This is a genomic window from Arthrobacter sp. TJ-254, from assembly GCF_058269175.1.
In genome coordinates, this window is the sequence record NZ_JBZCNF010000007.1 from 1 (window position 1) to 15,760 (window position 15,760).

The 15,760-nt window shown below is 64.6% G+C and carries 18 protein-coding genes and 1 pseudogene; 9 read left to right on the top strand and 10 right to left on the bottom strand.

Features of this window, described 5'->3' with window-relative positions:
* From AC4D14_RS17310 to AC4D14_RS17330, 5 genes are all read right to left on the bottom strand, one after another.
* On the bottom strand, window positions 1-500 hold a 500-nt coding region (locus AC4D14_RS17310; RefSeq protein WP_490903914.1), incomplete at its 3' end, for a serine hydrolase domain-containing protein.
* 1 nt (window position 501) lies between these two features.
* On the bottom strand, window positions 502-738 hold the full coding sequence (locus AC4D14_RS17315) for a hypothetical protein (RefSeq protein ID WP_490903915.1): 237 nt from the start codon (window positions 736-738) through the stop codon (window positions 502-504).
* 72 nt (window positions 739-810) lie between these two features.
* Complete coding sequence (locus AC4D14_RS17320; RefSeq protein WP_490903916.1) at window positions 811-948, bottom strand: hypothetical protein; 138 nt, start codon at window positions 946-948, stop codon at window positions 811-813.
* 199 nt (window positions 949-1,147) lie between these two features.
* Window positions 1,148-3,070: an FtsX-like permease family protein gene (locus AC4D14_RS17325; RefSeq protein ID WP_490903917.1), complete on the bottom strand. Its 1,923-nt coding sequence runs from the start codon at window positions 3,068-3,070 to the stop codon at window positions 1,148-1,150.
* Window positions 3,067-3,834: an ABC transporter ATP-binding protein gene (locus tag AC4D14_RS17330; protein WP_490903918.1), complete on the bottom strand. Its 768-nt coding sequence runs from the start codon at window positions 3,832-3,834 to the stop codon at window positions 3,067-3,069. Before AC4D14_RS17330 ends, AC4D14_RS17325 begins: the two co-directional genes overlap by 4 nt.
* Window positions 3,835-3,944: 110 nt before the next feature.
* Between AC4D14_RS17330 and AC4D14_RS17335 the strand changes: the two genes are divergently transcribed.
* Window positions 3,945-5,237: a sensor histidine kinase gene (locus AC4D14_RS17335; protein ID WP_490903919.1), complete on the top strand. Its 1,293-nt coding sequence runs from the start codon at window positions 3,945-3,947 to the stop codon at window positions 5,235-5,237.
* A complete protein-coding gene (locus AC4D14_RS17340) occupies window positions 5,230-5,922 on the top strand; it encodes a response regulator transcription factor (protein WP_490903920.1) in 693 nt (230 codons plus the stop codon). Before AC4D14_RS17335 ends, AC4D14_RS17340 begins: the two co-directional genes overlap by 8 nt.
* Window positions 5,923-5,957: 35 nt before the next feature.
* Here AC4D14_RS17340 and AC4D14_RS17345 read toward each other — a convergent pair whose 3' ends face one another.
* The 4 genes from AC4D14_RS17345 to AC4D14_RS17360 all read right to left on the bottom strand — a co-directional run bounded on the left by AC4D14_RS17345 (window position 5,958) and on the right by AC4D14_RS17360 (window position 9,032).
* The gene (locus AC4D14_RS17345) at window positions 5,958-6,101 is read right to left on the bottom strand and encodes a hypothetical protein (protein WP_490903921.1); all 144 of its coding nucleotides are present in this window, start codon (window positions 6,099-6,101) and stop codon (window positions 5,958-5,960) included.
* Window positions 6,102-6,670: 569 nt separating this feature from the next.
* The gene (locus AC4D14_RS17350; RefSeq protein WP_490903922.1) at window positions 6,671-7,321 is read right to left on the bottom strand and encodes a GNAT family N-acetyltransferase; all 651 of its coding nucleotides are present in this window, start codon (window positions 7,319-7,321) and stop codon (window positions 6,671-6,673) included.
* 96 nt (window positions 7,322-7,417) lie between these two features.
* Window positions 7,418-8,146, bottom strand: a complete 729-nt coding sequence (locus tag AC4D14_RS17355) for a DinB family protein (RefSeq protein WP_490903923.1) — start codon at window positions 8,144-8,146, stop codon at window positions 7,418-7,420.
* Between the two features lie 442 nt (window positions 8,147-8,588).
* Window positions 8,589-9,032 (bottom strand): hypothetical protein, encoded by a 444-nt coding sequence (locus AC4D14_RS17360; protein WP_490903924.1) that lies wholly within the window; start codon window positions 9,030-9,032, stop codon window positions 8,589-8,591.
* Between the two features lie 155 nt (window positions 9,033-9,187).
* On the opposite strand from AC4D14_RS17360, the pseudogene AC4D14_RS17365 reads away from it, so the two are divergent.
* From AC4D14_RS17365 to AC4D14_RS17380, 4 genes and pseudogenes are all read left to right on the top strand, one after another.
* A pseudogene (locus AC4D14_RS17365) lies at window positions 9,188-9,526 on the top strand (flavodoxin family protein); the annotation flags it as partial.
* 190 nt (window positions 9,527-9,716) lie between these two features.
* Window positions 9,717-10,946 carry a low temperature requirement protein A gene (locus AC4D14_RS17370; RefSeq protein WP_490903925.1) on the top strand — a complete coding sequence of 410 codons (1,230 nt, stop codon included), beginning with the start codon at window positions 9,717-9,719 and terminating at the stop codon, window positions 10,944-10,946.
* Between the two features lie 70 nt (window positions 10,947-11,016).
* Window positions 11,017-11,247 carry a hypothetical protein gene (locus AC4D14_RS17375; protein ID WP_490903926.1) on the top strand — a complete coding sequence of 77 codons (231 nt, stop codon included), beginning with the start codon at window positions 11,017-11,019 and terminating at the stop codon, window positions 11,245-11,247.
* A 396-nt stretch (window positions 11,248-11,643) separates the two neighbouring features.
* Complete coding sequence (locus AC4D14_RS17380; protein WP_490903927.1) at window positions 11,644-11,889, top strand: DUF2630 family protein; 246 nt, start codon at window positions 11,644-11,646, stop codon at window positions 11,887-11,889.
* A 575-nt stretch (window positions 11,890-12,464) separates the two neighbouring features.
* Here the strand turns inward: AC4D14_RS17380 and AC4D14_RS17385 are convergent.
* Window positions 12,465-12,644, bottom strand: coding sequence for a DUF1330 domain-containing protein (locus AC4D14_RS17385; RefSeq protein ID WP_490903928.1), 180 nt, complete (start codon window positions 12,642-12,644; stop codon window positions 12,465-12,467).
* A 448-nt stretch (window positions 12,645-13,092) separates the two neighbouring features.
* On the opposite strand from AC4D14_RS17385, the gene AC4D14_RS17390 reads away from it, so the two are divergent.
* From AC4D14_RS17390 to AC4D14_RS17400, 3 genes are all read left to right on the top strand, one after another.
* Window positions 13,093-13,848 (top strand): hypothetical protein, encoded by a 756-nt coding sequence (locus AC4D14_RS17390; RefSeq protein WP_490903930.1) that lies wholly within the window; start codon window positions 13,093-13,095, stop codon window positions 13,846-13,848.
* A gap of 875 nt (window positions 13,849-14,723) precedes the next feature.
* Window positions 14,724-15,461 (top strand): NADPH-dependent F420 reductase, encoded by a 738-nt coding sequence (locus AC4D14_RS17395; RefSeq protein ID WP_490903931.1) that lies wholly within the window; start codon window positions 14,724-14,726, stop codon window positions 15,459-15,461.
* A gap of 26 nt (window positions 15,462-15,487) precedes the next feature.
* A complete protein-coding gene (locus AC4D14_RS17400; protein ID WP_490903932.1) occupies window positions 15,488-15,754 on the top strand; it encodes a hypothetical protein in 267 nt (88 codons plus the stop codon).
* Window positions 15,755-15,760: the final 6 nt, after the last annotated feature.

Genomic DNA, 15,760 nt, shown 5'->3' on the forward strand with positions numbered 1-15,760 from the left:
CGGTAGATGTCGCCTTCGGCGGACGCTTCGTTGACGATGAGTTCGGTGGTGTACTCGGGCAGGCCGCTGGTGTGTTGGAGCAGCTGCCGCACGGTGATGGCCTTCGGGTCGATCCCCTCTCCCTTGATGAGGCCGGGGAGGTAGGTGTCGACGCTCCGGTCCAGCTCCAGGAGTCCTTCTTCCACCAGCTGCAGGGCCACCACCGCGGTGAATGTTTTGCTGGCGCTTCCAATACGCACTTCACCATCAGCGGGGACCGGTGCGTCGGCGGCGAGGTCCGCGGTGCCGGCGGTGGCGGTTTCAGCGGTGCCATCCGGGAGGGTGCGGGTGATGATCGCGCCCGGGTAGCCTTCCTCGACGAGCCGTTCAGCGATGCTGGTCAGCACCTTCGGTGCTTCCTCGGGGGCGTCCTTGGTGGTAGCCGAGGAGGCGCAGGCGGTGAACGCGAACGACGCGGCCAGTGCGGTGGTGATAACCGCGGATTTGGGGGTGTGTTTCATGTCAGTGCTCCGATGCGGTGTAAAGGGTTGTTCCTGATGCTGCGCGCCTGCGGCGCCGGTGCCCCTGGATAAGGAGTGCCGCGCAGATAAGGGCGATGGCTGCGGCGGGGCCCGAGAGCAGCGGCATCGCAATTACGTTGGTGGCCAGAATGCTGGCGGCCAGTGCTGCGGTGAGTACCGCCCAGAGCACGATGGTGCGGCCGGGTTTCTGTCCTTGGACACGAGGATGGTGGGTCATGTGCAAACCATCCAGGTTCGAGGGCTCGTTGGTTGTGGGGTTGCTTGGAGGGTTGGAGGGTTGGTTGGTGGGTTAGAGGCTGCGGCGTTTCAGGACGAGGGCGGCGCCGGTCAACAGGAGCCCGGTCAGGACGGTGAGGGCTCCGAGAGAGCCCGCACCGGTGAGGGCACTGGGTGCGCTGATCAGGGCATGGGCCAAGGTCACGGGCATCAGCTGGGCATTTGAGCGGCGGCCTTACCCCGGGCGGAGCTTCGAGAAGCGGATCGGCCAGATCCTTGCCATCGGTGTGATTCCGGGGAACGGGATGAAGGGGTCCCCGGCTGCGGTCAGTTCGGATCAGGCGGCGACCTGAGGGACAACCGGTGCGTCCTCTGGACCGACGTTCGGAGCCGGGCTGATACTTCACGGCTCATTCGTGTGCTCCGAGGGCCCGGATGGCCGGATCCTTCATGGCTGCTCGTGTTGCCAGAAGGGCGGTGATGGTGGTGAGCGTGGCAACGAGCAGGGTGATGGCGCCCAGGAGCGTCCAGGGGATCGCGATGACCGGCTCGCCGTAGAGGCGGTAGGTCGATGTCCACAGTCCCACGAGGGAGAGCACGGCAGCGACGGCGCCGAGGATGAGGCCGATGGTGGTGACGGCCAGGGCTTCGATGACGGTGCTGTGCTGGATCTGGCGCCGGGTGAGGCCACTGAGCCGCAGTGTCGCCAGTTCGCTGCGGCGTTGACTGATGGAGATGGCGAGCGTGCTGAGAACGCTGATGAGGGCGTAGAGGCTGCCGAGCCCGACTATCATGACCATCACGGCACGGTTTCCCGCGGCGTTGGCTCTGTTCTGTTCTTCCGTGAACTCCGCCGGTGTCTGCACCGTGGACCCACCTGCGGCGGTGAGTGCGGATTCGACCATGGCCGTCTCGACGCCGGGAGCGAGCTGGACCAGGACGGTGGTGGGCCCCTGGAGCAGGTCGGTGGGCAGCAGTGAGCGGTCGATGTAGTAGCCGTCGGTTCCGGTGGGGGTTGCGGACATCCTGGCGGCCTCGCTCAGGACAAGGGTCCGGCCGTCAATCTCGAGGGTGATCTGGTCGTATACGCCATCGATGGTCGATTCCAGGCCGGGACCGAAAATGAGGCTGTCGGGGCCGAAGTCGGCCACACGACCGCTGTCCGGCTGTTGCAGGTGGGTGGCGTTGAACGCGTCGGGGTCGACGGCGACGACGGTTCCGGGGCCGGTGGTGGTGGCGCCGCCCGTGGTGAGCTGCACGGACAGTGGCACGACCGTCTCGGGTGAGGCGAGGGAAATTCCGTTGATGTTCTCCAGTGCGTTCAGGTCGATGTTCTCGCCGGTTGCGATCAGGTCGGCGTCGAAGATCAGCGTGGCGGCGCCGGATTCGGTTTGGGTGTTCACAATTCCTTGGAGGCCCATGACGAGACTGACGAGCACAATCATCGGCGCCGCGCCTGAGGCGGTGCGGCGCACAGCGTCGCGCAGGTTCGCCACTGCCAGGCCCGCGACCGGGGAGCGGCGCGACCAGGGTGTGAGCGCCAGAGCCGCGGCGGGCACGAGCAGGGGCGAGAGCCGGCTCATTGCGACCGAGCCGGTCATGATGATGCCAAGGCCGAGCAGCAGTGGGAGGACCAATCCGCCGGCCGTCGCGGCGAAGTAGGTCTGGAGGGCGGTCAGCGCCAAGGCAGTGATGGCCGCGATCCATCGACCAAGGGTCATGACACGCCGTTCACCGCTGCTGCGGCGCAGCGCATCCAGGGGACTGACTTTGGTGGCGCTCTTGGCTGCACCCCGGGCGCCGGCGAGGCAGACCGTGAGGGCGGCGATCAGGTCGACCACCAGGACTGCGGGTTGGCTGGGGGTGGCGAGGCCTTCGGGGAAGAAACCGAGCCCGGACAGAAGGGTTCGCTGCACGGTGGTCAGTACTGTTCCGAGCAGGGCCCCGGCCAACGCACCAAGCAGCGCGGCGAGGAAGGCTTCACCGAGCAGGAGCCTGCGGATCTGGCGCCTGGTCACGCCGCCGAGTCTGAGGATGGCGAGATCACCCCGGCGCTGGTCAACGGCAAAACCGAAGGTCGAGCCGACAACGAAGATGGTGAGGAAGATGCCGATCATCAACGCTATCCCGGTCAGCTGGCTGGCATCGGTGCCGGCCTGGCGGAATGCTTCTGCTTGTTCGGGGGTCAAGCTCGTGGGTGCGTCGGCGTTCTCGACGCCGAGGATGATCGTCAGTCCGGCATGGACGATAGCGACCCCGGCGGTCACGGCCAGGAGGGTGCCGACGAAGAGCTGCCAGCGGTCGGCAAAGGTGCGCAGGGCCAGGCCGATCATCCCTGCACTCCCGTACCGGCCAGCGTCTCGAGCTCGGCGAGGGTGGCGGCGATCTGGTTCGCGTCGGCGCCGTTCAAAGTTGTGACGAGGCGTCCATCGCGCAGGAACGCCACGTGGTCGGCGCGGGCGGCGGCCGACGGATCATGGGTGACCATCAGGATTGTCTGGGCCTGCTCATCGACCAGGGCGCGAAGGAGATCCAGCACCGTGGCTGCGGAGGCACTGTCCAGGGCTCCGGTGGGCTCGTCAGCGAACAGGATGCTCGGCCGGGTGGCCAGGGCGCGGGCAATGGCGACGCGTTGTTGCTGCCCGCCGGAGAGTTCGCGTGGCTTATGGCGGGCGTGCTTGCCCAGACCGACGGAGTTGAGGGCTTCGGTAGCAGCCCTGTCGGCGTCACGGCGTCCGGCCAGACGCAGCGGCAGGGCGACGTTCTGCGCTGCGCTGAGGGCCGCGACGAGGTTGAACTGCTGGAAGATGAATCCGATCTCGGTGCGCCGCATCCGGGTCAGCACGTCATCGCTGAGGCTCGCGATATCGTCGCCGTTGAGGAGGATCTGTCCTGAGTCAGGGATGTCCAGCCCGGCAGCACTGTTCAGGAGGGTGGATTTGCCTGACCCCGATGGCCCCATGACCGCTGTCCAGGAACCTCGACGAAGGCCGATCGTGACCCGGTCGAGCGCCGTGAGGGTGGATTTGCCTGACTGGTAGGTGCGTGTCACATCGTTGAGATGCAGCACGGTGCTGTTCGGGTCGGTTGTGGTCATGCATCAATCACACCGCAGGACCCCCGGGGTGCGCAGTGGGGCCACCCCGTCGATCCAGGGTATGGCTGGCCCTACCTTCTTCGGGGCCGGTTCGTCTCTACACTGGTCAGGTGATCAACGCGGAGTCAGCACATGAGGCCCTGCCGGTCATCAGGCGCTGGAGAGCGGTGCTCTACTCTGCGGCCGTCTGCATCCGGGCCCTGGTGGTCATTTCCGTTGTCGTGGTGCTGGGCACACCGATCGGGATTGCGCTCAGCGGCCCTGTGCGCGGCACCGATACCGCTGCGGGCCTGGTCACCGCGGGTCTGGCGCTGCTGGGTGTGGGACTCCCGCTTATCTCGGTCGTTCTTGCCCGGGCCGACTGGAGCGGAGCGACCGCTCTGCTCGACCGATCCGCTGGGGGGCCTCCGGGTGTCCGGCTCCGTGAGCCGCGGACGCTCATCCGCCCGTTGGCCTACACCGTGATGATGCTCACGATCGGCGGGGCCATCGCGGTCTTCGCTGCGCTGGTCGTCCTGGTATCCCTTGTCGCCCTGATCAGCCCGCTGCTGACGGCAATGGGAGACCGGGAGGCGATCGTGATTGGGCCGTTCACGGTGAGCACCGTACCGCAGTCGGTGTTGGCATCGGTCATCGGAGTCGCTGTGCTCACCGCGCTCGTTGTCACCTCACCGGCTTTCTCCAGGGCTCATGCCTTGGTGGTCCTCCAGGTGTTGACCCGGCCGGAGCAGCGCCTCCAGCGTGACCTGACGGTGACCGCGCAGTCGCGGGCGCGCCTGGTGCGTGCCTTCGACATCGAACGCCGCCGTATCGAGCGGGACCTGCACGATGGCGTGCAGCCGCAGCTGTTGTCGGTCAGCATGACGCTCGGGCTCGCCCTGGCCGCCATGCCCGATGATGCCCCCGGCCGCTCTGACGTGGCCCGCGCCCAGGACCAGGCCAAACAGACCCTGGGTGCCTTGCGCAGCTTCGTCCGGAACATCCATCCCCAGGTCCTCACCGATCATGGCCTCGGCGCAGCGATCCGCGAACTGGCCGACACACTTACCCTCCCCATCGCTGTCGAGGACCGGCTGACCGGCCGCTTGCCCACGGAGATTGAGACCAACCTGTACTTCTGCGTCGCCGAACTCCTCACCAACGTCATCAAGCATTCCAACGCCGGGCAGGCCCAGGTCCGGCTCCAGCGGCCAGTGCCCGGACTCGTGGAGGTCCGGGTCCGAGACGATGGTGGCGGTGGAGCAGGCACTGCCCACCGGGACAACGGCGGACTCAACGGCATCTCCGACCGCATCGCCGCCCTGGATGGAGACCTGGAGATCGACTCGCCTCTGGGTGGACCGACGGCCATCACGATCATCATCACCGTCCCAGCAGTTGGGAAGGGCCACCCGGATGACTGATTCCGCTACCACCGGCCCGGCCGCATTGGAACCGGTGCGGGTGGTCATCGCTGAGGACAACGCGTTATTGCGCGAGGGTCTGCAGGTGCTGCTCGAACGTAACGGGTTCGTCGTCGCCGCGGCGGTGGATACGGGCGAGAAGTTGATCGCCGCTGGACGCGACGCCGCGCCGGACCTCGTGGTCACCGATGTGCGCATGCCGCCGACGTTCCGCTCTGAGGGGCTCGTCGCGGCGGTGCGCCTGCGTGAAGAAAACCCTTCCCTTCCGGTGGTGGTCCTGAGTCAGTATGTCGAGCAGAGTTACGTCGCCGAACTGCTCGACAGCGCCGGTGGAGCCGGAATTGGTTACCTGCTCAAGGACAGGGTCAGCGACGTCGCGGACTTCGCGGACACGCTGCGCCGCGTTCATGCCGGCGGTACGGCGGTTGACCCGGCGGTTATCAGTCAGATGATCAGGCGGCACCGCGACCCGTTGGCCAGGCTTACTCCCCGCGAGCGGGAGGTGCTGGCCGTCATGGCCGAAGGCCACTCCAACGGTGCTATCGCGCGGCGTCTGTTTGTTTCTGAGGCAGCGGTCGTCAAGCATATTGGTAACGTCATGATGAAGCTTGACTTGCCGCCCAACGACGATCAGAACCGCCGGGTTGCGGCTGTGTTGACGTACCTGCGCAATCAGGAGAGCTGAGCCGATTCAGCGCTTCAGGCAATGGCATTCGCGCTTCAGGCGGCTGGCGTGTCCATGACGGGCAGCATGACGCCCCCCCGTGCGGTCAGGAGGGCCGCGAAAAGGAGCAACGCGGTGGTATCGACGGCCGTATGGAGCAGTGGGGCGGGCCGGTTGAGCTGGCCGGGGCTGATTGCCATATGACGGGGTCGAAGGGTCGGCCCCCGGGGTCCCACGCGGCCGCTTTCTGTGTCTCTATAGCCGCCAGCGAGCGAACCAGAGGTCGCCGCAGCCTACGTCCGCTCGTAGTGATGGTGCTCATCGGCCGTCAACTCTCGGTGACAGCTTCGCCTGAGCTGCTCGGCCAGGAGGATAGCCAGCTCAAAAAAATTCTCACCACAGTCATGCAGCTACCCCGCCGAGAGCCTCACCCCGCCGGGATGCGAGTCAACCTCCGGCGGCAGCTACGCCGGGCCAGGCGGACGGCGCGAGATGGCCGGCCCACCCCGGCTGGTTGACCGCAGCCTGGCCGCCGGCGATACCGCCACCGCCGCACCGCTGTGGAAAGCATCAGAAGAACTCACCGGAACCACCTACCCGCTGCCGGGGCTTGGCGATTGGCGTCTATTGCCCTTTGGCCCTCGGCCCGTGCCCGGCGAAGGCCAGGAGTGCGGGCGCATCCACCCGCTGCAGCTCCCATCGCACTTTCACGATGTTTAGCTTGAGATTGGCGCCAGCTGCGGTAACCTGCGACTGATCTCCAATAAAGCTAACCTTCGGGCCGGGGCTTCTTCCCGGCCTCAAGCCCTGATCGGGTCATCAGCGGATCCAGTTGGACTCCGCACCCAGCTGCCCATTCCCGGTCCAGTATCGCGAAAGCGTACTCGCTTCCCCATGCTCCCTTGAAGAAGATGTTCTCGTGGAAATACGCCTCCCTCCGCATCCCCACCCGGTCGAGAAGCAGGGCCGCGGGATAGTTAAGGGCGTCGGTGACTGCGGTGAGGCGGCGGAGGTGCAGTGTCCCGAAAGCGTAGCCGAGCAATCCCTGAACTGCCTCAAGGCCATAGCCGTTCCCCCAATACTCGGGCGCGAGGGTGAACCCCAATTCGGCCATACTCGGTTCGGCGTCATCCACCTTCAATGCGAGGTCGCCAATAAGGGCGCCGCCCTTGCGCTCCTCGAGGGCGAACTGGTACCACTGCCCCGGTACGCCCGGCAGGGCGTCGTGCATTGAGTCGATGAGGGCTCGGCCCTGTTCGATGGTGTAATTGCTCCAGCTTTGGTACCGCTCGACGTCGGGATGGGATCGATAAGCGGTGAAGGCCCCAGCGTCCGCCGCAACAAACGGGCGGACGCGAAGACGAGGTGTTTCGAAATGGACAGGGATGGACCCTGATCGGGAGCTCTTGTTTATGGTCATTCCATCTTTCTCTCTGCATGACGGTTGGTTTCGCTGATAGTTGCTGTGGTTGCTGAGGGTCTTATTACGCCGCCTTGCTGGCTGCCTTTGGCTCTATCAAATAAGGGCGAGATCCCGTTGGATGTAGCGCAGATGCGCCCACTCCTCCTCCAGGATCACGCGAATGCAGTCGCCGACGCTGGGACGCCAGTCGGCGCCGCCCCACGGGTCCTCGCGTTCCTCCGCAAGCAAATCCGCCGTGGCGGTGGCCAGGAAATCGGAGACCTGCCGTTGTCGCTCTGCCCGAACCGTAAGGATCTCCTCATACGCAGGCGGGTCCACGCGGAAGATCGACATGTCGAAGCCCATCTCGCCCGCCCCGGTAAAAATCTGCCCGATCTCGTGGAACGGCTGCTCCTTCCGCAGGATTCCGCCGCCGAGCCAGGCATCGGTCGCCAGGATGAGGTGCCGGAGGGTTTGAGACAAAGACCACTCGTCCTCTACGTGCGCGTCCACCAGGTCCGACGGCGTACCCGTCACCGTCTCCTGCCACGCGGATTGCACAGCCCTCCACCCCTCGCGCAGGCCTTCAGGGGTCTGTGACTTCTGCAGTTCGCGGCCCGGGAACTGTCGGTTGAGCTCGGCATCCACGAGCGGCACCACGTCGACCCCGTTGATCAAGAGGCTGCCGAAAAATAGGTCGTGGCTGTCGATGTCGAGTCCGTCCACGTCGACGCCGCGCATCGACACACCGCTGACATCGGAGAATCGCAGAGTGGCGCCCTTGAAACTTGCCCTGACAAAGGTCGCTCCCTCAAACTCATTTGTGCCGAAATAGGTCGTCATCGCCCCATTATCCGGTCCAGGCGCGCTAAGGGATACGCCACAGAATGTTCATTTATGGTCACCATGTGAATTGGCCCCGAAAGTGGCCGTTCTAAATTTCCGGGTGAACTTTGCGCAGGATGGCGGGCTTTTTGCAGTGGGATAGTGGGGTGGATGCTCACTCACGATTCCCTTTCGCGGTGCCGCCCGGGGGCGGCGGATCACTTCTCTGCTGCAATAAACCCGCCCGCGAAAGTGTCTGGTGTGGGATGCCTCAGCGGTCAGACCGGCTTCGGGCCGCTCCAGTGATTTCGGCCTAAGCGTCACTCGAAGCCGTCTGACTCAGTCACCAGCTTGCGGATGGCGCCGCGGCGGCCCCGCCCGAAAGCGCCCGCTGAGGATTCCTCAGCGCGACAGCGTCACATGACTGCCTAGGCGAGGAGCTTCATGTCCCGCCATGGGTTCAGATGGGCGAGGTCGTGCTGCCGTTGACCACCAGTGCCTGGCCATCTCGAAGCGGCAAGTACGGCTGATTCGTCCGGTCATATCCGGCGGCCACCCGGGTGAGGGCCTCACTTTCGGGATGTTCCGGGGACTGAAGGTGGGGCACGACGGGGCGGTCGAGACGATTCACGATGAGCTCATCCATGCCTGATCGCGCCATGGTGGCGCGCAGCATGAAGACGTTCCCGCCGCGAACCCAAAGGAACTCAGGATCACCGAGGCGCGCAGCGAGTGTTCCTCCGTCGTGCTCACGGAGATCGAACTGCCGGGCGGTGAGTTTCAGAGCCTGGAGGTCCGCTATCTGCCGTTCGGCCTCCCGGTGCCACACCTCATCCTCGATCCCGTCGAAGGCATTGAGGATGACCCAGCCGCGCCTGTCACCCCGCACCAGGTCCGAAAGCACCCTCAGGATGGCTGCCCAACTGACATGACGATAGGTAAAGACGCATGGCAGTCACTTTCCCGGCTCTCACACACCCAGGGATCCAATCAGTTCACCGCGCCGAACCTGTCCTTCAGCGCATGCACCGCCCCGGCATCGCTACCACGCGGGCACTCGAAGCGGCCGGGGCACTGCTGACCGGAAACTAGGACGGCGTTAAGCACTGTGCAATGAACATCCTCTACAGCCTCCAGCACATCGGCTTCTCCATCCCGCCTGCCGCCGATGCGGGATGGATCGGGGAAGCCGGTCCAGGACCCAGCTACCTCGACCCAGACTCGGGCGGACCGGAGAACAACTTCACGAACCGCAATACGACCTTCATGACTTGGAATCTGCTTCACATGGCGGACATGCTGCGGCGCAATAACGGTATTCCTGCCTGGGGGAATCTCCCCGAGGAGTGGAGGGATCACGATCGTTCCAAGTCGCATCCCAACCCTGAATACCGCTAGTACACCTCGACTCACCGATAGTCGCATCGGACACATGGCCCGGCAAGCCTCGCCGACGGTTCTCGGCCGCAGGACAGCGTCATCAACGGAGGGACCGCAGTGCACACCGAAGGGCGGGCCGGGACAGGCGCGGGTGCGGGCCGGGGGTAATAGAGGAATCAACTCCGCTCCGACACCTATTCTTGGAGCCATGGCACTATCACGAAAGCCGCTTCCCGCCGCAAGGGTCTCTGATGAATCCCACCGGGTCACCACCTTCGAGCTCTTCTTTGACCTGGTCTTCGTCTTCGCCTTTACCCGGGTCACGGGTTTCATGGCACACGAGCATTCGTTCATGGGCGTCCTGCAGGGAATGATTATCCTGACCCTGCTCTGGTGGTCCTGGGCGTCGTTCTCCTGGCTGGCCAACCAGACCCATGTCGATGAGGGCATCATGCGGCTCGGGTTATCAGTTGTCATGGTCGTCATGTTCATCGCCGCCTTGGCCATCCCCGAGGCGTTCCATGACCTCGCCGGGGGCCTCGACGGGCCCCTGGTGCTGGCGCTGGCCTACGTCGCCGTCCGCGCCCTGCACCTGACCCTGTACGCCTATGCGGCCGGCGATGACGGGCCCCTGCGCCGGCAGATCGCGAAGACCGCCGTTGGAGTGGTGCTCGGTTCGGCACTCATCGTGACCGGAGCCGTCGTCGGAGGACCGGCGCAGACCTGGTTCTGGCTCGCCGGAGTCGCCGTCGACGCCGCCATCACCTACCTCACCTCCCAGCACGGGAACTGGCGGGTGCACTCGGCGGCGCACTGGACGGAGCGGTACGGCCTCGTCGTCATCCTGGCGCTCGGGGAATCGATCGTGGCGATCGGCGTCGGCGCCTCGCAGGAGCCCGTCAGCACCCCGATCCTCGTCGGCGCCGTCTTCGGGGTGGGCCTGTCCATCTGCCTCTGGTGGCTTCACTTCGACGTCACAGCCATCGCCGCGGAGCACCGGTTCGCCGCGCTGCGCGGGGCCGAACGGGCGTCAGCCGCCGTCGATGCCTACACCTACCTGCACCTGCCTATGGTCGCCGGGATTGTCCTGTCAGCGCTCGGGGTGGAGGACGTCCTGGCGCACGTCTACGAGACAGGGCCCTTCGGCGCCCTGGGCGCCGTCGCCCTCTTCGCCGGCTCGGCCCTGTACTTGCTGGGCAGTGCTGGGTTCTGGCGGCGGATCGGCGGGGGCTGGAACAGGTTGCGGCTCGGCGGCGCCGCTGTCCTCCTGTCCCTGATTCCTGTCGCAGCCCTGATCCCTCCGCTGGCCGCCCTGGTCCTGGTATCCGTTGCAGCAGCCGCCCTCGTCGCACTCGAGACTCTCCTGTACCGAGGGGTCCGGCTCGCCGTCCGATCCGGCCTTAGCAGGAATCAGCAGAAAGACGCCGGCACGGCGTAAGCCTGAAAGGGAGCCGGTTCGGCGCTGCGGAGGGGTCGCTGGGAGCGCAGCAAAGGTGTCAAAATGTCCCATGATCTCCTTCACACCGAAACACCACAGCCCCGATCAGCACAGGGCAGGTGAGCCCTCGGACCGCGATCTTGACATCGACGTCGACGTTCTTTTTGACGCCGAGACGGTTGATCCAGACGCCGAACTCGCTGCCGGAAGGCAACTCAACCGCTCACAGGAGCCAATCTTTCGCACTCCACAACCGGGTCAACATCTTGACGCCAAGGCTCTCGAGGACGACCTCAAGTAGTACCCGGCGGCTGCGCTACTCGCCGTTGGGCTGCAGCAGGCCGGCGCCTGTCACTGTGAGCAGGACAAGAACGGGCCCCTGTGGCATTCCAGTACCCTCACCGCCTCCCCCGCTGCCCTGCTCCCGACTTCCGATTTCAAAGCCCGCATCCGAAGGACAAACGGGCGTAATCACTGCCGATATCACTGCGCGGAACCAGCAACATATGAGTGGAAGAATCAGGGGTCGCCTGCGGGGCTCGTTGGACGTCAGGCCCACCTGCACATGGCGTGGACCAGGCGGCCGGCACATTGGTACGTCAGAATGGTGGCGTACCTGACGTTCGTACCGGAAAATCGGAGACGCCGCGTCGAGACAAACCAGATTCGGCATCGTTTCCAACCGGGAAGGACCACCATGAGTGATGAGAACATCATCGAGCGGATCAACAACCTCGTACAGGAGGAGCACAAGATCCGTTCCAGCTCGCCGGTCGGCGGAGCAGCGGAACCTTCGTCAGCCATTCGGCTTCAAAGCCTTGAAGCGGAACTGGACCAGTGCTGGGACCTACTCCGGCAGCGCCGCGCCAAACGAGAGTTCAAGGACGACCCCCAGGAAGTAGCCGCGCGACCCATTCCGGAGGTCGAGGGTTACATCCAGTAACCGTGGCACGCGGGAATGCTGGCCAACCGTCGCCAACACCCCCACCACACTGGTCGAAGGCCAGCGCCCACGTCACAGCCAGGGGCGTGGGTCCCATACCCGACGGCCCTGCCTCCCGGATGTGACCGCGTCCCAGGGCGAGGAAGCCGTTCACGGGCTGAGCATGCGCTTCCCGACAATCGCCACGCCGTGACACGGACGAAGCAGCTCCGCCCGCCGCGCCGATTCCGCGAGCCCGTACCACGCGCCACCTCCAACGCCACGGCCTTTGGCGTGTTCACGGGAGAGCCATCGAGCCCTTTACGGGCGCCGCTTCCGCGCATGGTCTTCCTGGTGCCCGCAGTTCTGGTTCAGGCGACGAGGAAGCGTTAGGTCTACGCGGCAGACCGCGTGCGGGGATCCTTTCTCGAAGGTCGTGCGCCGCTGTTTCTCCTGGGCCGCCGTGGCCCCGGCAGCTCACGCTCCCGCGTCGACACCGTCGACGAGCACGGCCCGTTAGGTCGCGCCCCGGAACCGGTCCTGCACCACTTCCTGGTACTGCTCGCCGAAACACCAGTCCCTCGCCGCCGCCGCGTCTAGGAACTGCAGGACGACAACGCCTTCGATCGGAGGCCCTCGAGCACTTCATGCGTACCGTAGTCAACGAGGACCTGCACATCGCGGCCGGCAAGCGTGCTGTCGGCGCGTTCCGAGTATCGGTCGAGGGCCTGCTGATCGTTGGTAGTGTCTCGCTGGAACACGATGTATGCAGTCATGCCTTCAGTCCTCCGTCGTGTGATCCATTAGCCGTACTGGTCGCAAGCGGCGTGAAGACATCGCGCAGCTCGAAAGCATCGGCCCCTCCAAAACGGGCGAGCCCAGCGAATTCAGCGACCATGCCGAGAAAGTTGACGAGCAGCCGTCCGATGGGATGGGCTGGATCGTAGACACTCGCGCCGAGGCTGAGAGCGACGCCCTTTGGCGTTAGCTCGTCGGTGATGTCTAGTGCGTCTCTCCCGTGAACCACCTAGGCGGGTCAGCCGGTGCTCGAGGCGTCGTTCACCGGTGCAGTTGCACCGGAGGGTCTTTGCATGGACATGTCTGATCAAGAGTTCAGCAAAGTGCGGATTGGCGTTCCGGTGAGGAGTCGCTCAGCGGGACGCCGGCCGTCCTGCAGTATGGTCGGCCCAGCGGTACATTCGAGGCTAACCATGGGGAGGCGAGGTGAAGTTCAAGTTTTTCCGGCGTCAGCAGTCGAGCGAAGTGGTTGCTGGCGCTTTCCCTGGGCCCGGGATACCGGAGGCCCATCATGCGGCATTCGGCCAGATTGTTGACCGCGCTCGGGAACTCTTCGGCACCGGCGTCCAGATCGGCACAATCGCCACGCGCTCTGGCAGCCTGCCTGCACTCACTATCGGCGCCCTGTCTGTGGTCGGAGAGCAATGGATCGTGGTTGACGTCCGAAAGCACACCAACTTGCTCTATCCCCTGCGGCGAGAGCTTGATTGGGGAGACGGTGTTGCGGAAGCGATCGCGGTACTCGAGGCATATCAGGCCCGACAACTACTCGCGCCAACTCCTGGGGACGTCCTCACCGCGCGCGTGATCGCTCTGGTAGGTGATACTGGCGCGGTGACTGTGTCTACGGTTCAGGGGGAGTTCTCCCACATCATCGCCGTCCGGCCCCACCGGGTAGGCGCGGTCCCGTTTAGCCTCAACGTGACCACCGGCTTCGTGGTCGTCGTTCAATCGCCTTACCTCGGCTGGTGGACCTTTGGCGGCGACTTCGACGATGACGGCATTGCTGAGGCTCTCAGGGTGGTCGAACACCTGGTCCTTCGCGGAGGGACTGTCCACAGGACCCGACGCAGCTCCGAACTACTCAACGGAGACGGAGCCAGTGTCAGCGGCCCCCACCGGAACGGTGTACGGACACGTCGCACGCAGATTGTCGAGTTCCTGCCCTATCGAGCGGGTTGACTCCTGACCGGATACTGTCGCCCATCTGGAGTACCGACCGTATGACCCGAGCTGCACACCTCCGCTGGAGCGCTAATGGGAAATTGTTCGCCATTTCCGTCGACCGATCCGCATGCGGACATATTCCTGCTCCTCCGCACCCATAGGGGTCCAGCGAAAGGGCCGAGTGCTGGAAGTGCGGCTGACCCCTTCATGCTCGCGTGGAGTCCTGGCTGTCCCTGACGCTGCACGGCTGACGGCGCCGGATGACGAGCGTGATCGCCAGGATGATCATTGACAGTCCCAAATTCAGATCCGCCAAGGAGGACGGCCCTCCTGCCGCGGCCTTCGCAGGTCGCTGTGATCTTGGTGCAGCACGGGTCAGTCGGCGCTGCTCCCGCCCGAAGAGCCCGTTTAGCTTTCCCCGGGCACTAGGTACCTAGGGGCTGGCCGGCTTGAGCGCCTGAGCTGCGAGTCCTGCCAGATTGTCCTGCAGGATGCCATCGGGCTCGACGGTACTCACCGACTGGGCGGACGCGATGATGCCGCGGGCGGTGACGGCGAGCGTATAGGTGGACTCCCCTGCCCCGTTCTTCTCGGTGGCAAGAAGGGCGTAGGACTCCTCACCTCCGTTATCGGCGATCGGACCCGAGCGGGAAAGCGTGCTAGCTGAGCTGTACGCATCACCCCCTTCGGGCGTGAACGCCCTTAGGGGTTACTGCTCAGGCCTTAGGTCGGCGCTTGATCCGCATGTTGTGGATCGATCGGAATAAAACCTATCGAATGACTGTTGGACTGGTTGATGGCATACGACGAGCGTGGCTCCGGCTTCCCCTGTTTGCCTGTCCGGTTCAACTGATTCCTTCTGTTAGAAAGACATTAATATGACATCTCCATTGGGCATTATCGGTTCGGGTTCGATGGGTGAAACGTTTGCGCGTCTTGCCGTCGCGGCCGGACTGGACGTCATGATCAGTAACTCCAGGGGACCTGAGACCCTGAAGGATCTGGTCGAGGATCTGGGGCCTCTCGCCCGTGCGGGTTCGGTCACCGATGTCGCCCGTGAGGCTGAGATCGTGATCTTGGCCTTCCCCCTTCCCGTTTACAAGCAGTTGCCTGCTGACACTTTGGCAGGAAAGATTGTAATCGACGCGACCAACTACTATCCGCAACGCGACGGGCAGATTGCGGTTCTTGATGAGAATGCCTCAACTGCCAGTGAGTTGGTCCAGGCCCATCTAGCGTCATCGTTTGTGGTGAAGGCGTTCAACAACATCGCCTTCGCAAGTCTCGGCAACGGTGCTCGTCCGAAGGGCGACCCGGAGCGGAGCACCCTGCCGATCAGCGGTGAGGACGCAGCAGCGAAAGCACGCGTCGTGGACCTGCTGGACACGCTTGGCTACGATGCGCTGGACGACGGCAGGCTGGCCGACAGCTGGCGCGCCGAACCAGGCACTCCGATTTACGTCCTCCCGTACATGCCGGAATGGCCCGCCGAACGCATGACCTTGGATCAGCTGTTCGCCTGGCTTCGGGCAGCACCGGTTATCCCGGTGTCACGGCAGCGTGCTGCCGACCTGCTCGCCAGCGCCGTCCGCGGAACCGCGGGCGGCCGCCTCCCAGACACCATCTGAGCGCCCTCCAGGACAGTGCTGCGCGCATGATGTATGCACCACTAAGGGCCATCTTCGGCCTTGCCACCTGTCGTTTTGGCAGGGACCTGGTTGTCTCCAGTGACTACCCCGAGGCCGTCGATTTCGTCACGGACTTCTACAACGACCTTGGCTTCGATGCTGTCGAGAACAGTCCCTTGAAGGAATCGTGGCGCAGTGCCCCGGGCACCCCGATGTGGCAACACCACGTCGACGGCCAGAGCCGCGAGGAGCTCATCCGCAACCTGCAGCTCGCGCGCCGCCCCGGCGGCTGATCCGGC

Bases quoted from the DNA above. Each gene is read 5' to 3' on its own strand.
- AC4D14_RS17340 (WP_490903920.1), top strand. From the start codon at position 5,230: ATGACTGATTCCGCTACCACCGGCCCGGCCGCATTGGAACCGGTGCGG.
- AC4D14_RS17370 (WP_490903925.1), top strand. From the start codon at position 9,717: ATGGCACTATCACGAAAGCCGCTTCCCGCCGCAAGGGTCTCTGATGAA.
- AC4D14_RS17375 (WP_490903926.1), top strand. From the start codon at position 11,017: ATGATCTCCTTCACACCGAAACACCACAGCCCCGATCAGCACAGGGCA.
- AC4D14_RS17400 (WP_490903932.1), top strand. From the start codon at position 15,488: ATGATGTATGCACCACTAAGGGCCATCTTCGGCCTTGCCACCTGTCGT.
- AC4D14_RS17350 (WP_490903922.1), bottom strand. From the start codon at position 7,321: ATGACCATAAACAAGAGCTCCCGATCAGGGTCCATCCCTGTCCATTTC.
- AC4D14_RS17320 (WP_490903916.1), bottom strand. From the start codon at position 948: ATGCCCGTGACCTTGGCCCATGCCCTGATCAGCGCACCCAGTGCCCTC.
- AC4D14_RS17315 (WP_490903915.1), bottom strand. From the start codon at position 738: ATGACCCACCATCCTCGTGTCCAAGGACAGAAACCCGGCCGCACCATC.
- AC4D14_RS17345 (WP_490903921.1), bottom strand. From the start codon at position 6,101: ATGGCAATCAGCCCCGGCCAGCTCAACCGGCCCGCCCCACTGCTCCAT.
- AC4D14_RS17325 (WP_490903917.1), bottom strand. From the start codon at position 3,070: ATGATCGGCCTGGCCCTGCGCACCTTTGCCGACCGCTGGCAGCTCTTC.
- AC4D14_RS17385 (WP_490903928.1), bottom strand. From the start codon at position 12,644: ATGACTGCATACATCGTGTTCCAGCGAGACACTACCAACGATCAGCAG.
- AC4D14_RS17330 (WP_490903918.1), bottom strand. From the start codon at position 3,834: ATGACCACAACCGACCCGAACAGCACCGTGCTGCATCTCAACGATGTG.
- AC4D14_RS17380 (WP_490903927.1), top strand. From the start codon at position 11,644: ATGAGTGATGAGAACATCATCGAGCGGATCAACAACCTCGTACAGGAG.
- AC4D14_RS17355 (WP_490903923.1), bottom strand. From the start codon at position 8,146: ATGACGACCTATTTCGGCACAAATGAGTTTGAGGGAGCGACCTTTGTC.